The following is a 24411-nucleotide window of genomic DNA, read 5'->3' on the forward strand; positions in this document are numbered from 1 at the left end:
ATGAATAAAACGATGTTTTGAATCCGACAGCGAGAGGTGATCAAATGCCCTTTACCATCGTCCGGCAGGACATCACAAAAATGAAGGTCGACGCCATCGTTAACGCCGCGAATCCCGATCTCGCGATGGGCGGCGGCGTTTGCGGAGCGATTTTTGAGGCGGCGGGCAGTTCCGAACTGCAGGCCGCCTGTGATCAGCTTGCGCCCATCCGTATTGGCGACGCGGTCATTACGCCGGGGTTCGCGCTGCCTTCCAAGTTTATCATTCATACCGCCGGGCCGATATACCGTGACGGCAAGCACGGCGAAGAGGAATTGCTGCGCTCTTGCTACCTGAACAGTTTGAAGCGGGCGGCGGAGAACAAGTGTGAGAGCATCGCGTTTCCGCTCATTTCAAGCGGTATTTACGGGTATCCGAAAGCCGACGCGCTGCGCGTCGCCGCACAAGTGATTCGCGTTTTCCTCGAAGAACACGACATAGACGTATCCCTGGTGGTATTTGATAAGGAAGCGTACACCGTCAGCGAACAGCTGCTCGGAGAAGTCAGAAGTTATATCGATGAGCATTATGTTAAGGAGCAAAGCTCCCGGGAAAACGAATTTCGCCGAACCCGGCAGCTTGACGCCGCGCGTTCTTTATTGAATGAAGCCGATCTTTCCCGCTATAACATGCCGGTAACGAAGCAGGCACCGCTTGCGCCGCATGCGGCGCAGGTCGATGCCGGCATTGATGATCTGGTCGGTAAACTGGATGAGCCGTTTTCCGAGACGCTGCTGCATCTGATCGACGCCAAAGGCCGAAAAGACGTTGAAGTCTATAAACGCGCCAATCTGGACCGGAAGCTGTTCTCGAAAATCCGGACCGGAAAAGGGTATACGCCGGGCAAGCGCACCGTTATCGCCCTCGCAATCGCGCTGGAGTTATCGCTCAGGGAGACGGACGACCTATTGGAGCGGGCGGGATTTGCCCTGTCCCACAGTCAGAAATTCGACGTGATCGTCGAATACTTCATCGTCAACAGGCATTACGACATCTTCGAGATCAACGAGGTCCTTTTCAAATACGACCAGCCGCTGCTCGGAGGGTGAAAGCAAAGAGACAATCGCCATCTAAAAATAACTTTACAATTTTGTCGCTTTCAAAGCGACCTTATTTCATCGCCGATGAGGTATCTTTAAGTCACAAAACTTGAGGAGGACACGGCAATGAAAAAAGGATTGACGGAACTGGTTTTTATTCTCGACAAGAGCGGCTCGATGGCGGGTCTTGAGCATGACACCATCGGTGGGTTCAATTCCATGCTCGAAAAGCAAAAGGCGGTTGAAGGCGAATGCCTGATTACGACAGTGCTGTTTGATCACACGTATGAACTGCTTCACGACCGCACCGACATCCGGGCGGTGAACCCCATCACCGAAAAGGAATACGCCGTCGGCGGCATGACCGCCCTGCTCGACGCCGTCGGCAGGACGATTGACAAAATCGACAAAGCGCAGGAGCACACCGCGGAGGAATACCGCGCCGAAAAGGTGATGTTCGTCATCATCACGGACGGCGCCGAAAATTCGAGCAAAGAGTATTCGGCTCCGGCGATCAAAAAGGCGATTGAGCACCGAAAGGCGAAACAGGGCTGGGAGTTCGTGTTTCTGGGCGCGAACATCGACGCGGCGGAAGCCGCAGGCAATCTGGGCATCGGCGCGGACCGCGCGCAGAATTACCACGCCGATGCCAAGGGTACGCGCCTCAATTACTGCGTGATGAGCGACGCGGTCAGCGCGTATCGGACGCATTCGGCAATGCCGGCGGATTGGAACGCCGAAATCAAAAAGGATTTCGACAAGCGTCAAAAGCCGAAAAAATAAACCGTAGTAATTTAAAGGGGCGCAAGGCGTCGTTAAAATGACGCCTTGCGCCTCTGCCTTTCAGAAAACGCGTGAGCGTCGAGATAGAGAATTTATCGGTCGTCGTAAAAACCCGAATACTTGATATCCATAACAAGCATATCGCAGACTTTTGTAAAACCTGCGGACGATAAATCAACACCGAATATTCGTTCAAGGTCAAAACCGGTCAGGTCCATGAATTTTGTGCTTGCAGCATACGCAGACAGGCATTTGTGAAATAAAATGCCCAGGTCATTCACTGTCATATCCGATAATTTTGTAGAATATCCGACGGCGCTTACATCAACGCCGAGCAGCCAGCCGAGATCTCTGCCGGTCATGTCTTTCAATCTCGTGTCGTAGATTGCCGCAGGACACGGACCGAGCCCGAATAAATCGGCGACGTCTCTTCCGGTGAGTTCAACCACTCTTTCATAACTGTCTACATATTTACCGCTGTGAAGAAATTTGCATTCTGCAGCAGTCATCAGGTGTGCATAACGGATGTTGATTCCTACCGTTAAAACAAAAATACCGATAGGAGCCAAATAACAAACGTCAAATATTGCGAATCCGACAATGGTTGAAACCGCTCCCGAAAAAACAAACAAGGAGCCAAAAATTTTTCTCATAATATCCCCATTTCATGATATGCATCAAGTTCATTGAGCTCCGATTCAAGGCGATTTCTCAAGATGAGATTCAACGCACTGACAAAATCCGATTTTCCCAAAACGGCTTTCTGCGCAATCAACAGTTCACCCTGAGGGAGCTCGTTCATATAATAAATCAATTGGCTGTACAATACGCCTGAACAGGTAAAAAGACGACCTGTAAATGGGTCTTCGCCGATGTGCTTGAAACGCATCTGCTCTTCCTGCTCCAAAAAAATCAACGGGGTTTCGGAATCTAAGTAATAACATACCAAATCCCCTTTTTTAAAAGGGCAGGGGATCTGCGGATGATAAGCATTCAGCTGCTTTTCCGGGTCATAGCCTTTTAGATGATTTTGATTAAACTCGCTGATGTGAATGATTTGCCCGTTCGGATCAAAAAATGCCGTTTTAAAATATTCCCGGTCAACAGCCGCTTTGGTAATCATGAATTTCTTATCTTCATCGTGTTCTTTGCACCGGTCAAAAACGGGCTTGAAGACACTGCTCACCCATGAATCCAAGTAACCGTGGAAAATTCCTCTCCTGTTGGAGAAAAAGACATAGCCGTCCTCCGTATTCGTAAACGATTCCAACTTGCCGTGCATCCATTCTGTTATCGGCTTAAGCGTTCTTTGATACTCATCATCCTCTTCTTTAATGGCCAAATAGGCATCGAGCCGGTCTTTCATCGGCCTGTGGCTCCGGGATACAATCGCTGCCTTTTCACGAGTGCTAAAGAATTTTCCAACTCTCCTGCACTCTTCGCGAACTTCAGGCGAGGGGATAAAGTCAATTACATCAAATGGCATATAACTAAACCTCCCTGTGTTATGGAAAGAGATTAAAAAATCCCCCCGGCGGATAGTTTAATTTTAGCCGGGAGGATGTGATGTTATTGGGGCATGTATTTGTTGGGAGGGAAAACTGAGATTTCTTATGCCTTCTCTTGTTTTTTTATCAAAGCATTAATCAATCTCTCTGAATCCGCTCTTGATAGAAACGGCGTTTTCATTGTAGAAGCGAAGAAAAATCCTTTACTCAATACTTCCTTGATCTCTTTAGCTGATATTGCGACCGGCTCTCTTGTTCCTTCTTTATATTTAGGTTTAATTTGAATATCGACATCATGGAATAATCCGCTCTCACATTCTTTAACCTCTGTTGATGTTATTCTGCCTGCAGCAATAATCCCTTTCCCTTTACTGTAGTAAAGAACATAATCGTCTTTCTTAAAGGATTTTATGTATCTCTTGGGAGAACCATAAGCACTGACCCTGTTATTATTAATCATATCGTTTTCATCGCTTCCCGAATACCTTTGATTCGTATCAAACATGATCCCTTTTACTCCTCCTCTAAGCCTTTTATTGTCTTGATCAGTGAGGAACTCGACCCATGTTTTTATACTCGAAGACAAAATGTTGGTTGATTCATCAGACATAGCAAACTCGTATAATTCTATTGGGTTGGCTTGAAAAATTCTATCTTTATAATTCTCAAGGTTTTTAACTTCCCCTTCGGTAGTAAGAAGCCAAACATCTCCTTTTAATTCTGCATAGGCATTTGCATCGAGGTTGGTTTGGCCTTTTTTTACTTGGATATAAATATGCTCACCATCTTGGGGATTTATTAAAATACATTCATATAAAGGTGTGGCGGTTTTATTCGTCGAAGGAATACATATATACCCATATTTAGAATAAAGCCATAAACACAATAAGTCTTCGCAATCTTCCGGAGTTAAAAGGGAATAGAAATTCTTTTGATTCAAGGTTACTTGTGTGTTTGAATAATAAGTGGTTTCGGCAAGTTTATCATATAGCAAACCGCTGAATTCTTGAATCCCACTCTTACGGATTTGTTGAAATGTCGAACCTTTTATAAAAGCTGTGCTTACAGCACCTGGTACTGTACTTTCATCTCCTTCGTCAAAACAGTACCAATCGATATCTGATAACTGATTTGCAGCATCTATTTTTACTGCTTCATTATTAAATTTCCATTTTGTATGTTTTCCAACTCGTCCTAAATAGTATTTACCTTCGTCTCTTACCCAAATCAGATCCCCTTCTTTTTGGTAACTATGAAATCTTGTTAAAGCCTTAAATTGTTTATAAGCCGCTTTTTTTGCACAGACAAGATAGTCATCGAAAGTTTTAATGCACTGACGTTCTTCTTCAGGAATTTCTGTTAAGCTCCATCCTAAAGCTGCGATCTTGTTATCAATGCAATACCGAGCTATACTTTTACCTGTACCGGGCTTCGTTTGTAATCTCCAGACTGCCATGATGTTTTCCTCCTTTAAAATTAGATTGATTGATATACCTTAAAAATGATTCTCCAACTACTTACAGCTAAATCATTTTAAAGTGTCGAAATGCTTCTTTTATATCATCTTGCTTTTCTTTCGGACATGGGAATTCTCTTTTGTTTATATCGTTTCTGTTATAAGCCACTTTCGGGGACAGACCACAAATTTCTTTCATGTGGGCTATCCAGCAAGTTTTTGGAGTGTAACCGAAATTCATTTTTACATATGCCTGCAATTCTTTATAAGTACCCATACAAACACTACCTTTCACTTTGATAAAGTTGGGAAAAACTAAACAACTCGAAAACAAACTTCCCATTTATAATAACGAATCTTAAATGCTTTTACATCCATATCTCTCCGCCATTTGTTCGGCGGATTTTTTGATTTGTTCGCGCAGGTCGGCGGGTTCGAGGACTTCGACGTGGCAGCCGTACTGCATCGCCCAGTAATGCATCGCCTGCCGGTTCATTTTCACGGTCACGGTCAGCATCCGGTCTCTCGGCGTGCCCTTATTTTCGCAGCTTTCCTGCTCGTGGGCGCGGCCGTCATGACCGTCTTTATGCGGAGGAATTTTGACCTGCACGTCCATCCCGAACCAGTCGATCAGGTCGTTCATCATCCACGGCGGAGCCAGGAACTTCACCCGGACGGTTTCACCCGAGAACATGTAGACGTGCTCCGCCATGTGTTTCGGCAGATCAAGCCCGCCTTTCATCCCCTCGACCTGCGCCGTCGGCTTGGCGGGCTCATCCAGGATTTCAATCCCCCGAATCCGGTCAACGCGGAGATTGCTGAGGTTGTGATGGGCATCGTGGTTGCCGATGAGATAATATCTGCCGTTGGAAGCGGCCATCTGATAGGGATTGAATATGTACCGGGCAACTTTACCCTCTTTATTCTTCCGCTCCACCAGCTGCTTGTCCGGTTTGTAGTCGACGTAATGAAACGCGACTTTTTTCTTTTCGGAGATGGCGTCGTTGAGCGTTTCGATCGTGTAAAACAATTCGGTGTCCACAGGCCTGTTGTCGGGAAGGTTGCTGATGTGGGAGACCTTGGCGTTGAAATAACAGCTGGACAGCCCTTTCAGTTTCTCGATCAGGTCTTTGCACTGATTTTGCGGAATGCGGCTTGAAAACAAGATCCCGTCGATCAGCAGCCGCAGTTCGGGTTCGGTGAAATCGCGTTCCAGATACCAGTCGGTCAGCATGGTTTCCGTTTCGCCGTCGGCGCAGGCGCGCGTGATTTCGTTATAATTGATGGGATATCCGGCATCCAGGAGATTCGTCAGATTGCGGCGCACCGCCTTGCGGTCGGCGTCCATCGAATAGTCCTTTTTCAGATACGCGACGATTTCCTTTTGCGTCAGGCGGTGGTTTTCGTCGGAGTATTTTTTTAAAATTTCAAGAATGCTGACGACCATCATGATTTTCGCGAGCGGCATTTTTTCACCTCATTCAAGATTTTTTGCTAAAGAGCAAAGCTTTCCCCGTCGTTCAGATAGATGGTTTTGGAGCGGGCGCAAACGCCTTCGAACAACTTCGAACGTTCGGTGTGAATCGGGATGACGATTTCGGGTTTCACAGTCTCGAGAACGTCTTTGATCGCGCCGCGCGAGGCGTGGCCGGAGGTGTGGAGATAGACCGATTTCGGAAAGTTTTCAACAAAGCGGGCTGTTTTTTCATTACGGAAAACGCCGTTGAGATAGCCCATCCACATTGAATAGATCAGCAGGGAGGAATCTCTGTACTTTTCAATGCTGTCATCATCAAGCCCGTTTGCCCGAACCAGCCAACAAAAGCCCCTCTCCGCGATATGCGAATCCAGATTCGTATCATAAGTAAAGATGTAATCAAAATCATAGAACCCGGCGGCGGTGACGGTTTTCAACACATTCATTTGATAGCCGTCGCAGATGAACATCCGGAAATTTTGCTTTGCCGCCCGATGCATCGCCCGGATGTGGTCAATGTTGGTCGAGGAACACAGTACAAAAGTGTATTTGGTTTCGTTCATCAATTTCGCGGCTTCGCTTTCGAGTTCCCACAGGGTCATCGGAGGCGCGGTCTGATCGATTCTCGTGCCCTCACAGATCACGGCGTCGACCTTGCTGACATAATGTTTCAGGCACTTCATCACACCGGCACCGAAAGTCCCGTGCGTGCGGAAATCCCCGGTGTGCAGAACACGTTTGCCGTCCGCTTCGATGAGCAGCATATAGGCGTCGAGAGCGGAGTGATCGGTATAATACGGAGTGACCGTGATATTGCCGAACGTCAAGCGCTCATCTGCTCGGTAAGTATGAAAACCTCCGGCACGGGAAAGAGCGGCTTGCGAAACATGACGATGATCCGCAAGCCATTTTGTGAGAACGAGGTTGATCTTCTTCGCGGTATCCCCGATATAGATGGGGATTTCGGGCAGGATCTTTTCATAAAGTCCGATATGATCGCCGTGGTAGTGGGTCAGTATAACAGCGTCGCAGTTCGGCTCTCCACGGGTCACGCCGTCGATTTCGAATTCGGAGTTGATTTTCTCGGACGCCTTATCAACCCCCGGCAGGTCGGCCCCAAAATCGATGACGATGCGCGACCCGCCCGAAGAGATTTCCGTAATGCTCCCGCCGATTTTGTTTGCGCCTTTATGGATGGTGATGGTCATTTATTTAAATCATTAGGGTTATAAATCAAATAATCATATTTTATTAAAGATTCGTTTTGGTTAAGTAATTTGAAAATTTTACATTTCTGGTCATCTAGATTTGGATGGAATTCATCAACAAGTGCAATAGCGTAAATTTGTTTTATCGAAGCGTTAGAAATTTTGTCGTAACCTCTTAGAGAATTATTGTTGGCTGTTCGACGAATAAAATGTGAATTCCCTCCTGCATACATGTCATGCATATAATTTGCATAAAAATATAGCTCTGATAATAATCCGACTTTCCTGTTGGAATATTTTAACTCAAAAATGTATATAGCATCACCATTAAACGTCCAAAGGTCTATATCTGCTCCTTTTCCGGGGAAAAAGTAACTATTACCTCTTTTTTCACCTTTGAATAACCCTACGGGCAGCTGACGATAAATTTGGTTTTTACCCAAATCAATTCCTTTTGTAGCGGCTAATTCCTTAAGTAATTTTGTTCCATATACTGTTGATAATTTAGATTCAATTCCTCTTTCACCTTTGTCTGTTAATTTAGATTCATCGCCCGGGTCGTTGTTCTCAAATTTTCCTGATGTTTCAGATGAGATAATTGCTTCAAATTCATTTACCCCTTTTCGTAATTGAGATGATATTTTAAACCAGTCAGGAAACTGCTTATTAAATTTCATTACACGGTACAGGAACCGATTATAATGATTATCATTTTTTGACGGTGCTCTATCAATATCAAGTAGGATTTTCTTTTTTTCTATCGAATGAAATAACAATGCCCAGCCCTCAAAGGCAGCATCGTCTGTTTGCATGTTTCCATTTAGCATTTCTGAAGATAAACAAATTTCGCGAACACCTGAAGAATTGAGTTTCGTTTCCATCGAACTAGGGATCTGAATTTTAGTGAGTAATTCAATAAACTTTGGCATATTATTCTCTCCTTATTTTAATTTGTAAAACCGAGTTTCTAACCCCATAATATAACATATTTCGCGGTCTGTCAATGATTGTTGTGAGATTTATGGGAAAAGGTAAGATATTTTAGGATTGGCTATCCGCAGAAGCCGAGAATGGCTTTCTGCGGACGGCAAGGCGCTTGCGGGGCGTACTCGAAATCCCCGGGGATAAGAGTGAGCAGGTCGTTGTCGGTGATTTGGCCGCAGTCCGTTTTGACGAGGCGGGAGGCCTGCCGCAGTTTCGCGGACTCCAGCAGATTGCGGACAAACCGCCCGTTGCCGAAGTCCGGCTGCCGCTGCGCCGATTCGAAAACCCGGTAAAGCTTCTCTTTCGCGCCTTCGCCGATGCGGATTTTCTGCTTTTCGCACATCAATTCGAAGATGGCATACAGCTCAAAAGGCGTATAATCCGGGAACGGCACATGAAAAGCGATGCGGCTGCGCAGGCCCGGGTTCCGGGTCAGAAACTCCGACATCTTGTCGGGATATCCCGCAAAAATCACCACCATATCCTCTCGTTGGTTTTCCATCTCCTGCACGATGGTGTTGATGGCTTCATCCCCGTACAACCCATTCTTGTCGTCTACAAGCGAATAGGCCTCGTCGATGAAGAGCACGCTGCCTTTGGCGGCTTTGAACTTCTCCCGGACGATCTTCGCCGTCCAGCCGACATATTTGCCGACAAGGTCGGCTCTGCCGACTTCCACGATCTCTCCCACCGAGAGCAGGTTGTTCTCTTTCATAATCCGGGCGAACAGGCGGGCTGCCGTCGTTTTGGCCGTCCCGGGATTGCCGGTGAACACCATATGCATGGAAGGGTGTTCGCCGCCGACAATACCCCGGGTGTTATAAAGCTTCTGGATTTTGAAATAATTCAACGCGTCGGTAATGACCTTTTTGGCTTCCGTAAGGCCGATCATCCGCTCAAGCTCGTCATAGGCAGAGCCCTTCGGAGGCGCTTTCGCGGCGATGGCCCTTGAGGCGGAGATCGAGGCATATTGGGGATAGATTTTTGTCTTGAGCGTGAGATGATACCAAGACTCATATGACTTTTTTAAATCATTGCCGTTGTAAAACGCCGAGCGGACCGAGGCAGGGTCCGCATTGCGGTCGGCGAGTTTGGCATAAAGCGCATTGTCGGGCGTCAGTTGGTTCTCCCGAGCCATTGCGGCAAGGTGCTTTCGGGCGGTTTTATAATCGACTGCTGACGTTGAAATCTCGACGAGCGGAATCTCCCCCATACAGCCGTAGATGATCGTCTTGTTCTTTTCATCGGCTTTATCCAGACAGAAGATGGTCAGCACCTTTTTATGAAATTCAAGCGCAAGTTCGCAGGTCTTTATCACAACGGATTCGGAGGGTTTCATATATTCATCCTCGTGAACCCCAATCCCGAAAAAGCGGATGACCGCTGCGCCGCCGCCCAAGGTTTCATACATAGAACGGAGAAGGTCCAAGTCGGAGGAATCGGTAAACGGTGTAACTGAGAAATCGAAATATCTTGCGCTGATGAGCCGCTTTTTTTCACGGAGCAGGGAGAGCGTTCCCTCAACGATGGGTTGAACACATTCCTCGATGTCGAAACGAAACAGATAATGGACCGGATGCTGAAGGATGTTTCTGAGCTCGGAAGCCGGCCCGCAAATTCGGTCGATTTCCGGATTGAGATCGGTGTCGCAAAGGTTTCGCCATGCCAATTGCCTGAGGGATTGCGCCGTCATTTTGCCGGTGATGATTCTGTCATTCGGTTTGTGAAAACCCCGCCTCGAGCCGATATCGATATTGCGGGTATCGAGGAATTGAGATTTGCTGTAGATAAAACTCTCCTTATCCGCCAAATCAAGCAGATCACCGAGTTCGCTGCAGCCGATTTCTTCTGTCGCTGTTATGTTCGCGGAAAATCCGCACTCCGCCAGATATCTTTCTGCCAGTTCAGTCGGGCAATGCTTCAAAACATACTCGGCTTCAATGACTGCGGCTAAAATGAACTGATCGGGTTCTGCTTCACAGATACTGATGGTTGCGTTCCGTTTGCAGGCGTCGGTGAATTTACGCGAAACGGGTCTTAATTTCATCGCCCATCTTTGTTTGTCAGACTCTTCCTCGGGAATTTCGATTTGTTTGGGTATTGCGGTTATTTTGTAAAAAATCATTCTATGCGATCACTCCTTTGTTCGGTTCGTTTGGCGGATCGGATGTGGGGATTATGTAATTCCCTTTTAGAATTGCAGAGAAAATTACTCCGTCGCGCCGAATCGTCGGAATGCTCCGGAGTGCACAAGCAATGGCCCCTGTGAGGGCTGATTGTGTAGCGCGATTCAGTTGTCAAGGTCCGGCCGGGGGTAAAACTCCGAGGATAGCATAACGAAAGGTATGCGTCAAATATGACACATACAATGCAGCCGACAAAAATCGGCTTTTGAAAAAAGTAAACGCAGTATATCACAAATGAAAAACGATTGCAACATAAACCGCGGGTTTGGCAAAAAATGAAGGATCGGCAGAATCCGTGCGGTGACCCGTGCGACGCGAGAGAGCGGGGATGGAGATTGAGACCGGATTGCCGCGCAATTTGATTGCCGCGGGGCGTATACCCCTCGCAATGACGGGATAGGCGGAATCCCCCCACCGCTGCAAAGGCGCAATCCTTTCAGAGAATTCTGTGAATTCCCTTCTCCCCGCAGCAACGGCATAGCCGTTACTGATTACATGGGAGGCAAGCTCACGAAATATATAAAATCGGCATGGTGCTGAGGTGCCGGGCCAGTTTTTCACGCAGAAAAAGCTCGGCTTCGGCGCGGGCGGGGGTGCGGTAGCAATATTTGCCGCGGCCCCGGCCGGTCATGATGCCGCGGTCGAGTAGGTTCACGGCGTTCGGGAACGCGTCGGTGTTGATGGCGTTTTGAACGTAGCTGTAAGTCATTAAAATGATCTCGATAAACGCGCTGTTTTTGACCTTTTCGCTGAGCTCATCCGCGAGCTGTTCGATCAGTTCGCCGTATAACTCTTTCCAATTCGGGAACAGAATCACGGGCGCGATCAGCAGCCCGACCGGATATCCGGCCTCGGCGACTTCATTGAGCGCCTGGATGCGCGTTTTAAGCGGCGAAGTGCCGAACTCGACGCGGCTGATGACGTCCTGCGGGTTCACGCTCATGCGAAAAATCACCTTGCCCTTATGGTCGAGGGTGAGTAACGGTTTCACCATATCAAATTTCGTCGGAAAAGTCAGCTTCCCCCGCCCTTCCCGCGCAAAACGGTTGATGACAACCGGCAGATTGTCGGTGACCGTGTTTTCGAGCACCGGATCGCTGTTGCTGCCGATTTCAAAGGTCTGCGGGCGCTCGGCGGCGGCGTCGGTTTTAAGCAGTTTATCCATCATCCGGTCGCGGTTGACAAACAAGCGCAGATAGGCGCACTTGTTGTAATTGCAGACCAGATAGCAATAAAGGCACATCGCGCGGCAGCCGGAAGAAGTGAACGGCACCAGCCAATCCGAGACCTTTTGATTCGGCACATAGTTGTGGGTTTTGCGCACGCCGATGATCAGATGGTTTTTGAGTTTGGCAAAATCCCGGTTTTCCGAGGACGATAATTCGGGAATGCGGTTGTGGCTCTCGATTTCCACCCACGGCAAATCGGCGTATTTTTGTTTCAGTTTTTGCCCGAGTTCATAATTGAGCGTTTCCGGCTCGTAATAGACCTTGTCAAAGTGCATCTCCATCGAAATATCGTCCTTTCTGCCTTGATATCTTGTGCTTTTTTTTTGCTCTATGTTTATGTCATAAAAATACCGGGATTATGGTAAAGTTCATTGCATTCTTTTACAAGAAGGGCTATAATTTAACAAACGAGGTCGAATATGGGTTTATTACGGTACAGGAAGCGAGGAAAAATTACAACATGATTCTTACAAAAGAGCAATCGGCGCTTCTCGAGGGTGAGAAAGGCGAAACCATGGCCAAGGTCATGAAGACCCTGGTGATGTACGGAGAGGCCTTCGGCGCCGAAAAAATGGTTCCGATCACAAGCGAATACGGACATACCGTCATCAGCTTCGGCATCGGCGTCATGACGCCTGTTTATGAGCTGTATGATAAACTGCTTTCTGACAACATCGTCAGCAAACAGAAATTTTCCGCGGACCCGAGGCCGCTCGACAAAAACGTGCCGTCCTCGTTTGCGCAAAATCTCGTCTTTAAACTGATGTACAGCCAGCAGGAACGGTATGAAGAGCAGCTGCGCAAATTCGGCCTCATGGGCGACGACGCCTATACCTGCGCCTGCTATCTGCCGGAAGTCGGAAACGTCCCGAAACGCGGCGACGTTCTCTCCTGGGCCGAATCCTCCGCCGTCGTCTATGCGAACAGCGTGCTCGGCGCGCGGTGCAACCGCAATTCCGGTATCATTGAAATCATGGGCTCCGTCGCCGGTTTCGTCCCGGAATTCGGATTTTTGACCGACGAAGGGCGCAAGGCGGACTGGGTCATCGAAATCCGCACCGAAAAGATGCCCGAAGCGCAGCTGCTGGGTTCCGCCATCGGCATGAAGGTGCTTGAAAAGGTCCCGTATATCAAAGGGCTTGACAAATGGATCGGTACCGAATTGAACGAACGTGCCTGCGCCTATTTGAAAGATTTCGGCGCGGCAACCGCGTCCAACGGCTCGGTGGGGCTTTATCACATCGAACATCTGACGCCGGAAGCCGTGGATTACGGTGAAAAACTCATCCGCGAAGGCGCGCCCGTCTACATCATCGACGACAAAGAGCTGGAACGGGTAAAAAACAGCTACCCCTGCATCTGGAAAAATCCCGACGCCAAACCGAAGCTCTGCTTTATGGGATGTCCGCATATGACGATGCAGCAGCTCAAGGACTGGACCGTGCGCATTGAAGAAGGCCTGAAAGCGGCGGGAAACAAAAAGGTAACGATTCCGACCGTATTCACCTCCGCCCCCGGGGTCATCCGTCAATTTAAAGAGACCGAATACGCGGCGCGGCTGGATGCGACGGGGGTCATCCTCAGCTACATCTGCCCGCTGATGTATATGAATAATCCCCTCTCAAAAAAAATGCCCGTCATCACCTCGTCAAACAAGCTGCGCACCTACACGAGCGCGAGATTTTATACGGACGATGAAATTTTGAAGATGATCACGAAGGGGGCTGAATAAGATGGCGAAAGTATTTAAAGGGCGCGTGATCGCTCCCGGAGAAACAAAAGCCGAAGCGCTGGTCTCTCACGGCGGATTCAATACGCTGGCGAGTTTTCAGATGGCGTTGATGTTCGGCGACAAAGAAGTCAAGTGCGGAGACCAAAATAATACTGATCTTTATAAAAAACCGATGATCGGCAAAGCTCTCTGCCTGCCCGAGACAATCGGTTCCACCACCGGCGGGATGGTGCTTTACGCGGCCTGTTCGCTCGGCAAGCAGCCGGCCTGCATGCTTTTTTCCAAACCGATCGACTCACTGGCTGCGTCCGGTGCGATCCTCGCCGCAAACTGGACAAACAATCAAATGCCCGTGATCGACGGCCTCGGGGAAGAGTTTCTCGGTTTTGTCAAGGACGGGATGACCGTTTCTGTGGCTTCCGACGGCAGCGTGACGGTCGAATAGAAATAGAGGAGTGACGGATATGAAAAAAGAATATGAAGCGTTATTTACGCCTTGGAAGATCGGCAAGCTCGAAATCAAAAACCGAATCGTCATGTGTTCCATGGGCGGAACCTCCATTTTCGGGTGGATAGAACCCAATCATTTCGACAAAGAAGCGGCAAACTTTCTGCTCGAGCGCGCGAAAAACAACGTCGGGCTGCTATTGCCGGGTATTGCCCCGATCCGCGATACCATGGGCGGCAGATGGCTTTATCAGAACAAGGCCAAGTTCAAACAGCTGAAAGAATATATGGAGGAATTCCATAAGACCGGCGCGAAGCTGTTTATCCAGATCACCGCCGGCATGGGACGGTCCATGGCCGTCAACGACCTCATGGTCAAGATGATCAAAAACAAGGCGTTCGGGTTCATCGGCAAACCGATTTTTGACATGGATTTCATTTGCGCCAGCGCCTCCGCCACCCCGAACCGCTGGGCGGATGACGTCTGGTCCCGTCCGATGACCGTCGAGGATATTCAGGAGATCGTTGAGGCCTTTGCCAAGACGGCGAAACTTTGTATGGATGCCGACGTGGACGGAATCGAAGTCCATGCCGTCCATGAGGGTTATCTGCTCGACCAGTTCGCGATGAAGTATACAAATCAACGGACCGACGAATACGGCGGCTCCTTTGAAAACCGGTACCGTTTTCCGGCGGAGATCGTACAAGCCATCAAGAAAACCTGCGGCAGTGACTTCCCCGTTTCGCTCCGCTATTCCGTCATTTCCAAGACCAAGGGCTTTCGGCAGGGCGCGGTTCCCGGCGAGGATTATGTAGAAGTCGGGCGCGATATGGAGGAATCCGAAAAAGCGGCAAAGTTTTTGCAGGACGCCGGATATGATATGCTCAACTGCGACAACGGGACTTATGACGCCTGGTATTGGGCGCATCCTCCGGCGTACATGCCTGAAAACTGCAACCTCTCCGACGTCAGCCACATCAAAAAGTTCGTGACCATCCCGGTGGTCTGCGCCGGCAAGATGACGCCCCACGCGGGTGCCGAGGCGATCCGTGAAGGGGCGATCGACGCCATGGGCGCCGCGAGGCAGTTTTTGACCGATCCGGAATGGGTCACAAAGATGATTGCCGACCGCGAAGCCGATATCAAGCCCTGCATCAACTGCCACAACGCCTGTTTTACCTTTTCAAGGTATGACGGTACGGCGAACTTGCAAGAGCTCCCCGACGCCATCCATATGGCGCGCTGCGCGCTCAATCCGCGCACGATGCAGGTCACGAAATACAAAATCGAAAAAGCCGCAAAAGCAAAGAATATCGCAATCATCGGCGGCGGTATCGGCGGCATGGAGTCCGCGCTGGTGCTTTGCGAACGGGGACACAACGTCACGATTTATGAAAAGACCGATCACCTGGGCGGCGTTTTCGTCCAGGCGGCTACGCCCGTCTATAAAGAAAAAGACCGCGAACTCATTGAGTGGTACAAACGGGAACTCGCGAAACATCCGATTACGGTCAAATTCAACACCGAAATCAAGGATATTCATTCGATTCAAGCCGATGAAATCATCATCGCCACAGGGGCAACGGCAAGGCGACTGCCGGTCAAGGGAGTCGAACACGCCATCGAAGCCGTCGAATATCTCTCCGGCAAGGAAGTCGGCAACAACGTCATCATCATCGGCGGCGGACTGACGGGATGCGAAATCGCCTACGATTTGATTTTAAAGGGCAAAAAGCCGCAGATTGTCGAGATGAAGAACGATCTGATCGCCGTCAAGGGGGTCTGTCTCGCCAATTCCTCTTTTTTGCGCGAAATGCTCGCGTTCAAAAAGACCCCGGTCTGGCTGGAGACGACGCTTGTCGAAATCAAGCCGGACGGCGTGACCGTGAAAGACAAAACGGGCAAGGTTTTTGACCTGAAGGGCGATTCCGTGATTGTCTCGGTCGGATATAAACCGATGCCGCTCGGTGAGGCCTCGAAGCATGTGCATCTGGTCGGCGACGCAAACGGCGTGGGCAACCTGCGCACCGTAATCTGGCGCGCTTGGGACGTCTGCATGAAGCTGTGAGGCGTATCGGTAAAGGAAAAGCATAAACGATTGCCAATCATCATTCACAATGAAAACAGAGAGGGTCTATATGAATCCTCTCTGTTTTTTGCCTGTTGGGAAGGGTGAAACGATAAGCACGAAGGCGGACGCGCAAGCCGGACCGCAGTCCGTTGCGCCCCTACTTTTTTACCCGCAGAGAGAAGGCGGATCTTTCGATAAACATCCGCCGCGTTCACTCACGACCCAAAACTCAAAGTGTCACCTTGGGAAGCGGCAGGTTTTTACGATATTCAAGATATTCCTCATAACTGCCCTCCCGGTCAAGATTTCCGTCGGGCAGGATTTCGATGATCCTGTTTGCGGTGGTTTGAATAATTTCGTAGTCATGCGTGGCAAAAAACACATTGCCTTTGAACTCAATCAGCGCGTTATTGACTGCGGTGATCGATTCAAGGTCCAGGTGGTTTGTCGGATGGTCCAAAATCAGCGTGTTTGCACTGAAAAGCATCATCCGCGAAAACATACAGCGCACCCGCTCGCCGCCCGAGAGGACATTCACGGGTTTATAGACGTCGTCCCCCGAAAACAGCATTTTGCCTAAGAAACCGCGCAGATAGGTCTCGGTTTCATCGGTCGTATACTGTCGCATCCAGTCCAAGATCGAAAGCGTGCAGTTGTTGAAAAAGCTTGAATTGTCAATGGGAAAATAGGACTTTGAAATCGTGACCCCCCATTTGATGCTGCCTTCATCCGGCTCTGTCTCACCCATGATGATTTTAAATAACGTCGTGACGGCCTGCTCGCTTTCGCCGATAAACGCAACCTTATCGCCGTTATTGATCGTGAAAGAAACATTGTTCAAAATCTTGACGCCGTCAACGGTTTTTGAAATGCCGCTGACGGAAAGGATGTCCTTCCCTGCTTCCCGGTCCATGGTGAATCCGATGTACGGATATTTTCTGGTTGAGGAAGGCATCTCATCGACTTCAAGCTTTTCAAGCAGTTTTTTTCTGGACGTCGCCTGCTTGGACTTCGATTTATTGGCGGAAAAGCGCGTAATAAAGGTTTGAAGTTCCTTGACTCGTTCCTCGTTTTTCTTATTCTGCTGTTTGAGCAAACGCTGGATCAACTGGCTGGATTCATACCAAAATTCGTAATTTCCGACATACATCCTGATCTTGCCGTAATCGATATCCACAATATGCGTACAGACATTGTTTAAAAAATGGCGGTCGTGCGATACCACTAAAACAGTTCCCGCGTATTCGGCGAGGAAGTCCTCGAGCCAGCTGATCGCATCGATATCCAGATGATTCGTCGGTTCGTCCAAAAGGATGATGTCGGGATTGCCGAACAAGGCCTGGGCAAGCAAAATTTTCACCTTTTCGTTTCCCGAAAGCGTTGACATCTTTGCATAGAGCAAATCCTCCGACAGCCCGAGCCCCTGAATCAGCTTCGACGCCTCGGATTCGGCCTCCCAGCCGTTCAGCTCGGCAAATTCACCCTCCAGTTCGGACGCTGTAATCCCGTCTTGCTCCGTGAAGGTCTCCTTTGCATACAGCGCTTCTTTTTGCTTGATAATTTCGTGAAGGCGGGGGTTCCCCATCGTAACCGTGTCCAGAACGTTAAATTCGTCATAAGCAAAATGATCCTGCTTCAACACGGACAACCGAAGATTTTTCGGAATCACGACCTCGCCCGTTGTGGGTTCGAGCTCCCCGCAGAGAATGCGGATAAAAGTCGATTTTCCGGCACCGTTTGCCCCGATGATGCCGTAGCAGTTCCCCGTTAAGAACTTCAGGTCCACATGTTTGAAAAGAACGGTTCCGCCGAAACCGAGGCTGACGTCAGATACTGTAATCATGGAATCTCCGATACTGGTTTTTTGAATGAAAAAATTCAAAACCGAATTTTTTAAGATAAGATTATATCATGTTTTGAAAGAGTTGTCTATTTGTTTCGAGTTTAAACGATGATGACAACTTCGTTTGTGTTGTCAAATCTTACGGATGCCGGGGGTTAATTTCTTCGTTAGGGGCGATTCCAACGGGCCGCGCCCGATATCGCCCTTTATATAAGGTACTACGCGACGGGATTATCCGATACGACGGGGCGGGCGATTACGAATCGCCCCTACCGGGCTCTGTTTTTATGCTCGTTGTTTTTAATCAGCGTTTTTTCTTGTAGGGAAAGGTCTTGACCTTTCCGAGCGGGCGAACCCTCGCCCGCGAAGATTTTCCAATTCGCATCGGATTAACTTTTACAACCATCCTATTTCTGAATTCGTTTAAAATAGAAACCATGTTACTTCTTCGATCAAAACACTTTACGTTAACAAACAATGTTCCTCGCACGAACTGCGGTTCGTTCGGAAAGGTCAAGACCTTTCCCTACAGGGACGGTGGGTTAGAACACCCCCTGCGCTACTTCATGACATTGCTCGTCCGTCCCGTTTTCGTTGAATGCGGTTGCCTCCGAAAACCTCTTGCGCTTATTACATAGATATGGTAACATAGAACCACAGAGATCACACAAAGTAAAAGTTCATACGGGATTACGGAATGGAGGGAATCGTCATGGAAGATCGTTCCGCGTTTGTTCAGGAGATCCACACCGAGTGCAAAATCAACGCCCCGGTTGAAAAGGTCTACGCGGTGCTGTCCGATTTTGCGCATTACGCCGCATGGACCGATGAAATCACCGTATCCGGCGACACAAGACCCGGCGGAAAGATGCGCGTCAAAGTCAAGACCGCGAAAGACGGAAAAGGATGGTACTCCATGTCGTCAAGAATGCGGCAGCACGACAAACATCTGATCGCGTTTGACAACGTCATGGGCGCGCCGTTTCTGTTTTTGGGCAGGCACAGCTTTGAACTGATCCCGCTCTCGGACGGAAAAACCATGTTTATCAATGCGGAAGTGTTCAGCGGCCTGTTGGTTCCGTTTGTGCGCAAAAAGAATCTGCTCGGCGCAACGCAGAGGTTCAAAGAGAAGATGAATCTCGCGTTGAAACGCGCGGTCGAAGAAAAAGCCGCCGGAGCAGTCAAAGAACCTGCCTCGAAGCCCGAGGCAAAATAAATTTTAAATTCCATATCATAACCTATTGACTGCTGTGGTCAACACGATTATACTGTCGTTGACCGCATTGGTCAATTATTTTTGGGAGGGTGAAATGATTTCGAAATTTATGAACCTGGACCCCGCGAAACGGGAACGCATTCTGAATGCGGCTTCGGAAGAGTTTGCCCAAAAGGGATATCAAAATGCCTCGACCAACGAAATCGTTAAAAAAGCGGGCATTTCCAAAGGGCTGCTTTTTCATTACTTTGAAAACAAGCAAAATTTGTTTTTGTTCCTTCTGGCCTATTCGCAGCAAATTTTTATGGATGATTTTTACGGCAAATTCGACTTTACCGAGACCGACCTGATCAAGAAGTGCCGGCAATTATCCGTTATGAAAATAGAGATGGTTCAAAAAAATCCCGAACTTTATCACTTCTTATTGGCTTCGATGACCGACGAGTCGATCGATGCACAGATCAAAAAAGAACGGGACGCCAAAAACAACAACATCCTCAGCGACGCTTATAAAAGAATATTTGCGAACATCGACACCTCGGTGTTTAAAGAGGGCATTGATGTCAGACGAATTACGGAGATCATCATTTGGGTGATGCAGGGGTTCGGCAACAAAGAGCTTGAAAACCTCAGGCAGTCGGAAAATAAACTCGATTTTGATCTGAAGGCCGTTATGGAGGACTATGACGGGTATATCGAACTCTTAAAAAACGCATTTTATAATACCGATTCCAAATGAGACAGCGGATAAAACGAACGAATTCAATATAACTGATAACTTGATGAAAGGTCGGTCAAAAAAATGAATGTGATTGAAGTCAAGGGACTGTACAAAAATTTCGGAAAGGTTGAAGCCCTGCGGGGTCTTGATCTGACCCTGCCGAAAGGGGAGGTTGTGGGGTTTCTGGGCCCCAACGGCTCCGGCAAGACCACGACGATCCGCATCCTGCTCGGGCTGCTCAAAGCCGACAAGGGCATGATCTCCCTGTTCGGGGGCGACCCGTGGAAAGACGCCGTCTCCCTTCACAAGAAATTGGTCTATGTGCCCGGCGACGTCGCGCTTTGGCCCAAGCTGACCGGCGGCGAAGTCATCGACGTGCTCAGTTCCCTGACGGGCGGACTGGAACCCGACCGCAAAAAGAAGATGACGGAGCGGTTCGATCTCGATCCCACCAAGAAAGCCCGTACCTATTCCAAGGGCAACCGGCAAAAGGTCGCTCTTGTCGCGGCGCTTGCCTCCCGCGCGGAACTGCTCATTTTGGATGAACCCACATCGGGCCTCGACCCGCTGATGGAAGCGGCTTTTACCGAAAGCATCCGCGAGATCAAAAAAGAGGGGCGTTCGGTTCTGCTGAGCTCTCATATTTTTTCCGAAGTCGAAAAACTGGCGGACATCGTCACCATCATCAAGGACGGCGTCACCGTCGAGTCGGGCACCCTGACAGAGCTGCGCCACCTGACCCGCACGCAGGTCTCAGTCATTTTAAAAAAGGAAGCCGCGGGACTGGAGGAGCTTTCCGGCATTCACCAACTCCGGAAAGAGGGAGACCGCATCACGTTCTCGCTCGACAACGATTCCATGGGGCTTGTGATGGCTCATTTGGCCTCCCTTGAGCCGGTGGGTCTCACGGTCAATCCGCCCGGTTTGGAAGACCTCTTCCTGAGCCATTACAAGGCCGAAGACAAGGCGGTGAGCGGAAAATGAGCACCGCGGTTTCAAACGACTCCGCCACGCCGAAAAGCCCGCTTGTCGGGACGGGGAGATATTTCCGTTTCACGCTGAAACATAATCTGATGCGGTATCTCGTGTGGATTTTGGTGATCGTCGGCATGATCGCCTTTGTCGGCGCCTACTATAAAGACCTTTTTAAAACGCAGGCGGATTTGTATCAGTTTGCGGCGCTCGGTTCCAATCCCGGGATGGTCGCCCTGATCGGCAAAGTCGGCTCCGCCACGCTGGGGGGTGCCGTGTGGACAAAGCTCTGGATGACCCTTGCCATGACGCTTGCCATCGGCATGGTGTTTCAGGTGACGAAAGGCGCGAGAGCCGATGAGGAAAACGGGCGCACGGAGCTGTTCCGCTCCCGGCCTTTCGGGATTCATTCCACGCTTACGGCGGTCGTCGGCGGAGCGCTTCTGCTATGTGTTCTGATCGGCGCGCTGACCGTTTTCGCTTCGTACGGAATCGGGCTGGATCCTGCGGGTGCCGGCATGACGGGTTCGGTCGTATTCGGGTTATCGCTCGTCGCGTGCGGATTTCTCGGCGTCGGCGTCGGCGCGCTGACGAATCAACTGTCGGCAAGCGCAACGATGGCAAATTCCACCGGCTCTGTTGTGATCGTGGCGTTTTATGTGATCAGAATGCTCGGCGATATGGGTGATAACGCCGCCGTCTGGTTTTCACCGATCGGCTGGAGCGAGAGAATGGCGCCGTGGCAGGATAACTATGGGTGGTTATTCATCCCGACCGTTGCGCTCACGGCGGTTTTGATCACAGCCGCATTTTTGATCGAAGCGCGCCGGGATTACGGCAGCGGCGTGTTCAAAGATAAAAGAGGCAGAGCCGACGCCAAACCGCTGATGCGGCGTTCATGGGGCTTGGTTTTGCATTTTTATAAAGGCAGCATCATCGGCTGGGCGTGCGGCATGGCGCTGACCGGTCTTTTATTCGGATCCGTCGCAAAGACCATGCTGGATATGTTGGGCAGCATCAAAGTCCCGTTTTTACAGGGAAACAGCATGAACGCGCTGATGGGACTGCTTTTATGCATCATGGGAATGGTCGCGATGGTCTTGCCGCTGCAGATCATGACGGGGCTGCGCTCCGATGAAGCCAAAGGGCTGACCGAATCTCAGCTCGCGGGCGGAATGTCCCGCTATCGGCTTGTCGGAGAGCGGATGCTCGTATCCCTCTGTTTATTGGTGATGCTTTTATTAATCGGCGGTGCCTCTACGGGCGTCTCTTACGGAGCGGTCGCGAATGATCTGTCGCAATCGTGGAAACTGGCAATAGATGCGCTGGTTTATCTGCCGGGAATCGCGGCGGTGATGGGGATCGTGGTCCTGCTCTTCGGATTCGTTCCGCGGGCGACTTTGCCCGTCACATGGTTTTTATACGGAGCGATGTATTTCGACGTACTCATCGGGGACGCTTTAAAACTCCCGGACTGGGTTACACACATGATGCCCTTTACCGGAACGCCCAGAATCCCGTACGAGAGTTTCAACGCCTCGGTGTTCGGATTTGCCGCAGCGGCGGTCGTATTCACCGCGCTCGGGCTGCTCGGGCTGCGCAAAAGAGATATCCCGAAATAACTCCCGGGCGAAATTCCCGTAAACAGGTTAAAAACGCACTTCCATGTTCTTTTCAAACTGCATATAGTGATGGCGGAAAGCGTTTTCTCCGAGCGATTTCCAAAGCGGATTTTGGCTGTTTTGAAAGGAGCAACATGAATTCCAGAAATTACAGCGGTTTTTATGACCGCTCATATCCCATATCCTCTCCGCCATTGACCTCGATGAGCCCGGCATGCGTGATCGACCGCTGCCATAAGACCGGTGAGGACTTCGGCCCCGACCCCTATGTGACCAACATCACCAAAGCTACGCTGAACAATACCTATTTCAGGCGGGCGCTCTGGACGGGAGAACATCTCCAGCTCACCCTGATGTGCATTCCGCCGCACGGTGAGATCGGTTTGGAAATGCACCCCGACACCGACCAATTTTTGCGTCTCGAACAGGGCCGCGGAAGAGTCATGATGGGGAAGACAAAAACCGACCTCGATTATCGGCGCGAAGTCGCCGATAACTACGCGATTTTAATCCCAGCCGGGACCTGGCATAACCTTGTGAACACCGGAAGCGAACCCATAAAGCTATATTCTATCTATGCGCCCGTCAAGCATCTCCGGGGGACCATACATTGTACCAAAGCGGATTCCGACGCCGCCGAATAAATTCGTCATTCACTGAAATGAGCAAAAAACAGCCATAAAATGCCCAAAGGTCTGCCGCATCTGCGGCAGACCTTCTGTTTGTTCCGCTTGGGATCGGCAGTCCCTTAGGTTTTATGCCCTTTTCGATCAATTCAGAAATAGTGCTTTGTTTTCAGACGCATCGTAAATTTATCGAGATTCCTTTTGACGTATCGGTTCATACGATTCATTCTTTTTAATTTTACGGCAAACCGGGGACTTAATTTGTAATAAGCCGATATAAAAATTCTGCCCAATAAAGTGGCTCCCAGTATTTCATCTCTGAACTTGCGGAGTATCAGCACTTCCGGCGCGTCGTAAGACCCATAAACCGCCGTTGCGATATAACATGACCCGCCGGAACCGGTTGAACGGATGTTTTTAAAAGCGTTGATCTTCTCATTGAAAATTTGAAATGCTCTGTTCAAATAATTCTCATATGTTCCCTTGATATTGCTGTCGGCATATTTTACGGCGTTATTGATATCCTGGATGACAATAGATCGGGCGGAATTCTCGTTTTGAAGATTAAAAGCCCGTATATCACAATAATGGATTGATGTTTCGATATTTGATAATGCCCTGTAATAATACGCTTCCGCATCTGCATCATCTTCGGCGATTAATTCCGTACACAATTTTTCTATTAAACCATAACCCATTCTCCTGCCGCCGTCAACACCGATTTCCGCTTCGTAAAAACTCTCATAGGAATTCGCGTTCTTTTCGGCCTCCCAATAGATCCCTGTACGGGCTTTTTCGTATATTCGCTTAATCCGTTCCATTTTTTTGTCTCGTTCAAGTTTCAGTCTGTTGTCGATGATTTGAACCTTGCCGTCAATCACCACATTACCCGACAGATTATTGATATTTGTAACCGCTTGCTGCAAAAGAACTTTCGCGCCGCAATAGACGCAAAAGCCGGATTCTTTTTTGTCATCCATTTGGATGTCTCCGCCGCAGTTTGTGCATTTTAATGAAATTAATGCCATAAATTTCTCCCTCTGTTTTTTGATTCGATTATGAAGCGGATGGTTACCTCATATTCTTATAATAACAACGGCCTACATATGATAAAAATCCGGCAGTTTTCCTTGTTTCTTTGAATTATTCTTATTGCGCCCCGGAAAGAGAACGGTTACAGCGTTGAGTGATGCCGGGAAATGGGTATATAAGCGAAATCCCCGCTTTCCGGTTTTACGGAATGGGCGGGG

General features: G+C 49.2%; 21 protein-coding genes. 10 read left to right on the forward strand and 11 right to left on the reverse strand.

Features of this window, described 5'->3' with window-relative positions:
- The first annotated feature begins 44 nt into the window (after positions 1–44).
- Both PKH29_03040 and PKH29_03045 read left to right on the forward strand, forming a co-directional pair.
- The gene (locus PKH29_03040; GenBank protein HNX13810.1) at positions 45–1088 is read left to right on the forward strand and encodes a macro domain-containing protein; all 1044 of its coding nucleotides are present in this window, start codon (positions 45–47) and stop codon (positions 1086–1088) included.
- Positions 1089–1205: 117 nt separating this feature from the next.
- Positions 1206–1862 (forward strand): VWA domain-containing protein, encoded by a 657-nt coding sequence (locus tag PKH29_03045; protein ID HNX13811.1) that lies wholly within the window; start codon positions 1206–1208, stop codon positions 1860–1862.
- A gap of 92 nt (positions 1863–1954) precedes the next feature.
- Here the strand turns inward: PKH29_03045 and PKH29_03050 are convergent, their stop codons facing one another.
- The 9 genes from PKH29_03050 to PKH29_03090 all read right to left on the reverse strand — a co-directional run bounded on the left by PKH29_03050 (position 1955) and on the right by PKH29_03090 (position 12185).
- The gene (locus PKH29_03050) at positions 1955–2515 is read right to left on the reverse strand and encodes a hypothetical protein (GenBank protein HNX13812.1); all 561 of its coding nucleotides are present in this window, start codon (positions 2513–2515) and stop codon (positions 1955–1957) included.
- Positions 2512–3348: a hypothetical protein gene (locus tag PKH29_03055; GenBank protein ID HNX13813.1), complete on the reverse strand. Its 837-nt coding sequence runs from the start codon at positions 3346–3348 to the stop codon at positions 2512–2514. The genes PKH29_03050 and PKH29_03055 overlap by 4 nt, the downstream gene beginning before the upstream one ends.
- A gap of 125 nt (positions 3349–3473) precedes the next feature.
- Positions 3474–4826 (reverse strand): hypothetical protein, encoded by a 1353-nt coding sequence (locus tag PKH29_03060; GenBank protein ID HNX13814.1) that lies wholly within the window; start codon positions 4824–4826, stop codon positions 3474–3476.
- A gap of 67 nt (positions 4827–4893) precedes the next feature.
- Positions 4894–5103: a hypothetical protein gene (locus tag PKH29_03065; GenBank protein ID HNX13815.1), complete on the reverse strand. Its 210-nt coding sequence runs from the start codon at positions 5101–5103 to the stop codon at positions 4894–4896.
- Positions 5104–5184: 81 nt separating this feature from the next.
- Entirely contained in the window at positions 5185–6294 is a 1110-nt protein-coding gene (locus PKH29_03070) for a WYL domain-containing protein (protein ID HNX13816.1), read from the reverse strand.
- A gap of 26 nt (positions 6295–6320) precedes the next feature.
- Complete coding sequence (locus PKH29_03075; protein ID HNX13817.1) at positions 6321–7511, reverse strand: MBL fold metallo-hydrolase; 1191 nt, start codon at positions 7509–7511, stop codon at positions 6321–6323.
- Positions 7508–8440 carry a hypothetical protein gene (locus PKH29_03080; protein HNX13818.1) on the reverse strand — a complete coding sequence of 311 codons (933 nt, stop codon included), beginning with the start codon at positions 8438–8440 and terminating at the stop codon, positions 7508–7510. Before PKH29_03080 ends, PKH29_03075 begins: the two co-directional genes overlap by 4 nt.
- A gap of 122 nt (positions 8441–8562) precedes the next feature.
- Entirely contained in the window at positions 8563–10620 is a 2058-nt protein-coding gene (locus PKH29_03085; GenBank protein ID HNX13819.1) for an AAA family ATPase, read from the reverse strand.
- Between the two features lie 569 nt (positions 10621–11189).
- Positions 11190–12185, reverse strand: a complete 996-nt coding sequence (locus PKH29_03090) for a spore photoproduct lyase (GenBank protein ID HNX13820.1) — start codon at positions 12183–12185, stop codon at positions 11190–11192.
- A gap of 185 nt (positions 12186–12370) precedes the next feature.
- On the opposite strand from PKH29_03090, the gene PKH29_03095 reads away from it, so the two are divergent.
- From PKH29_03095 to PKH29_03105, 3 genes are read left to right on the forward strand one after another with little or no spacing between them, the layout of a single operon-like run.
- Positions 12371–13642 (forward strand): aconitase X, encoded by a 1272-nt coding sequence (locus PKH29_03095; GenBank protein HNX13821.1) that lies wholly within the window; start codon positions 12371–12373, stop codon positions 13640–13642.
- Position 13643: 1 nt separating this feature from the next.
- Positions 13644–14087, forward strand: a complete 444-nt coding sequence (locus tag PKH29_03100) for a DUF126 domain-containing protein (protein ID HNX13822.1) — start codon at positions 13644–13646, stop codon at positions 14085–14087.
- Between the two features lie 19 nt (positions 14088–14106).
- A complete protein-coding gene (locus PKH29_03105; protein HNX13823.1) occupies positions 14107–16158 on the forward strand; it encodes an FAD-dependent oxidoreductase in 2052 nt (683 codons plus the stop codon).
- A gap of 232 nt (positions 16159–16390) precedes the next feature.
- Here the strand turns inward: PKH29_03105 and PKH29_03110 are convergent, their stop codons facing one another.
- Positions 16391–18004 carry an ABC-F family ATP-binding cassette domain-containing protein gene (locus tag PKH29_03110; protein HNX13824.1) on the reverse strand — a complete coding sequence of 538 codons (1614 nt, stop codon included), beginning with the start codon at positions 18002–18004 and terminating at the stop codon, positions 16391–16393.
- 712 nt (positions 18005–18716) lie between these two features.
- Between PKH29_03110 and PKH29_03115 the strand changes: the two genes are divergently transcribed.
- The 5 genes from PKH29_03115 to PKH29_03135 all read left to right on the forward strand — a co-directional run bounded on the left by PKH29_03115 (position 18717) and on the right by PKH29_03135 (position 23179).
- A complete protein-coding gene (locus PKH29_03115) occupies positions 18717–19220 on the forward strand; it encodes an SRPBCC domain-containing protein (GenBank protein ID HNX13825.1) in 504 nt (167 codons plus the stop codon).
- Positions 19221–19314: 94 nt separating this feature from the next.
- Positions 19315–19959, forward strand: a complete 645-nt coding sequence (locus PKH29_03120; GenBank protein HNX13826.1) for a TetR/AcrR family transcriptional regulator — start codon at positions 19315–19317, stop codon at positions 19957–19959.
- Positions 19960–20022: 63 nt separating this feature from the next.
- A complete protein-coding gene (locus tag PKH29_03125; protein HNX13827.1) occupies positions 20023–20925 on the forward strand; it encodes an ABC transporter ATP-binding protein in 903 nt (300 codons plus the stop codon).
- Positions 20922–22535, forward strand: coding sequence for a hypothetical protein (locus PKH29_03130; GenBank protein HNX13828.1), 1614 nt, complete (start codon positions 20922–20924; stop codon positions 22533–22535). The genes PKH29_03125 and PKH29_03130 overlap by 4 nt, the downstream gene beginning before the upstream one ends.
- A gap of 134 nt (positions 22536–22669) precedes the next feature.
- Entirely contained in the window at positions 22670–23179 is a 510-nt protein-coding gene (locus tag PKH29_03135; GenBank protein HNX13829.1) for a cupin domain-containing protein, read from the forward strand.
- Between the two features lie 131 nt (positions 23180–23310).
- Here PKH29_03135 and PKH29_03140 read toward each other — a convergent pair whose 3' ends face one another.
- Positions 23311–24189, reverse strand: coding sequence for a hypothetical protein (locus PKH29_03140; GenBank protein HNX13830.1), 879 nt, complete (start codon positions 24187–24189; stop codon positions 23311–23313).
- Positions 24190–24411: the final 222 nt, after the last annotated feature.

This window comes from Oscillospiraceae bacterium (assembly GCA_035353335.1).
Classification (GTDB): domain Bacteria; phylum Bacillota; class Clostridia; order Oscillospirales; family JAKOTC01; genus DAOPZJ01.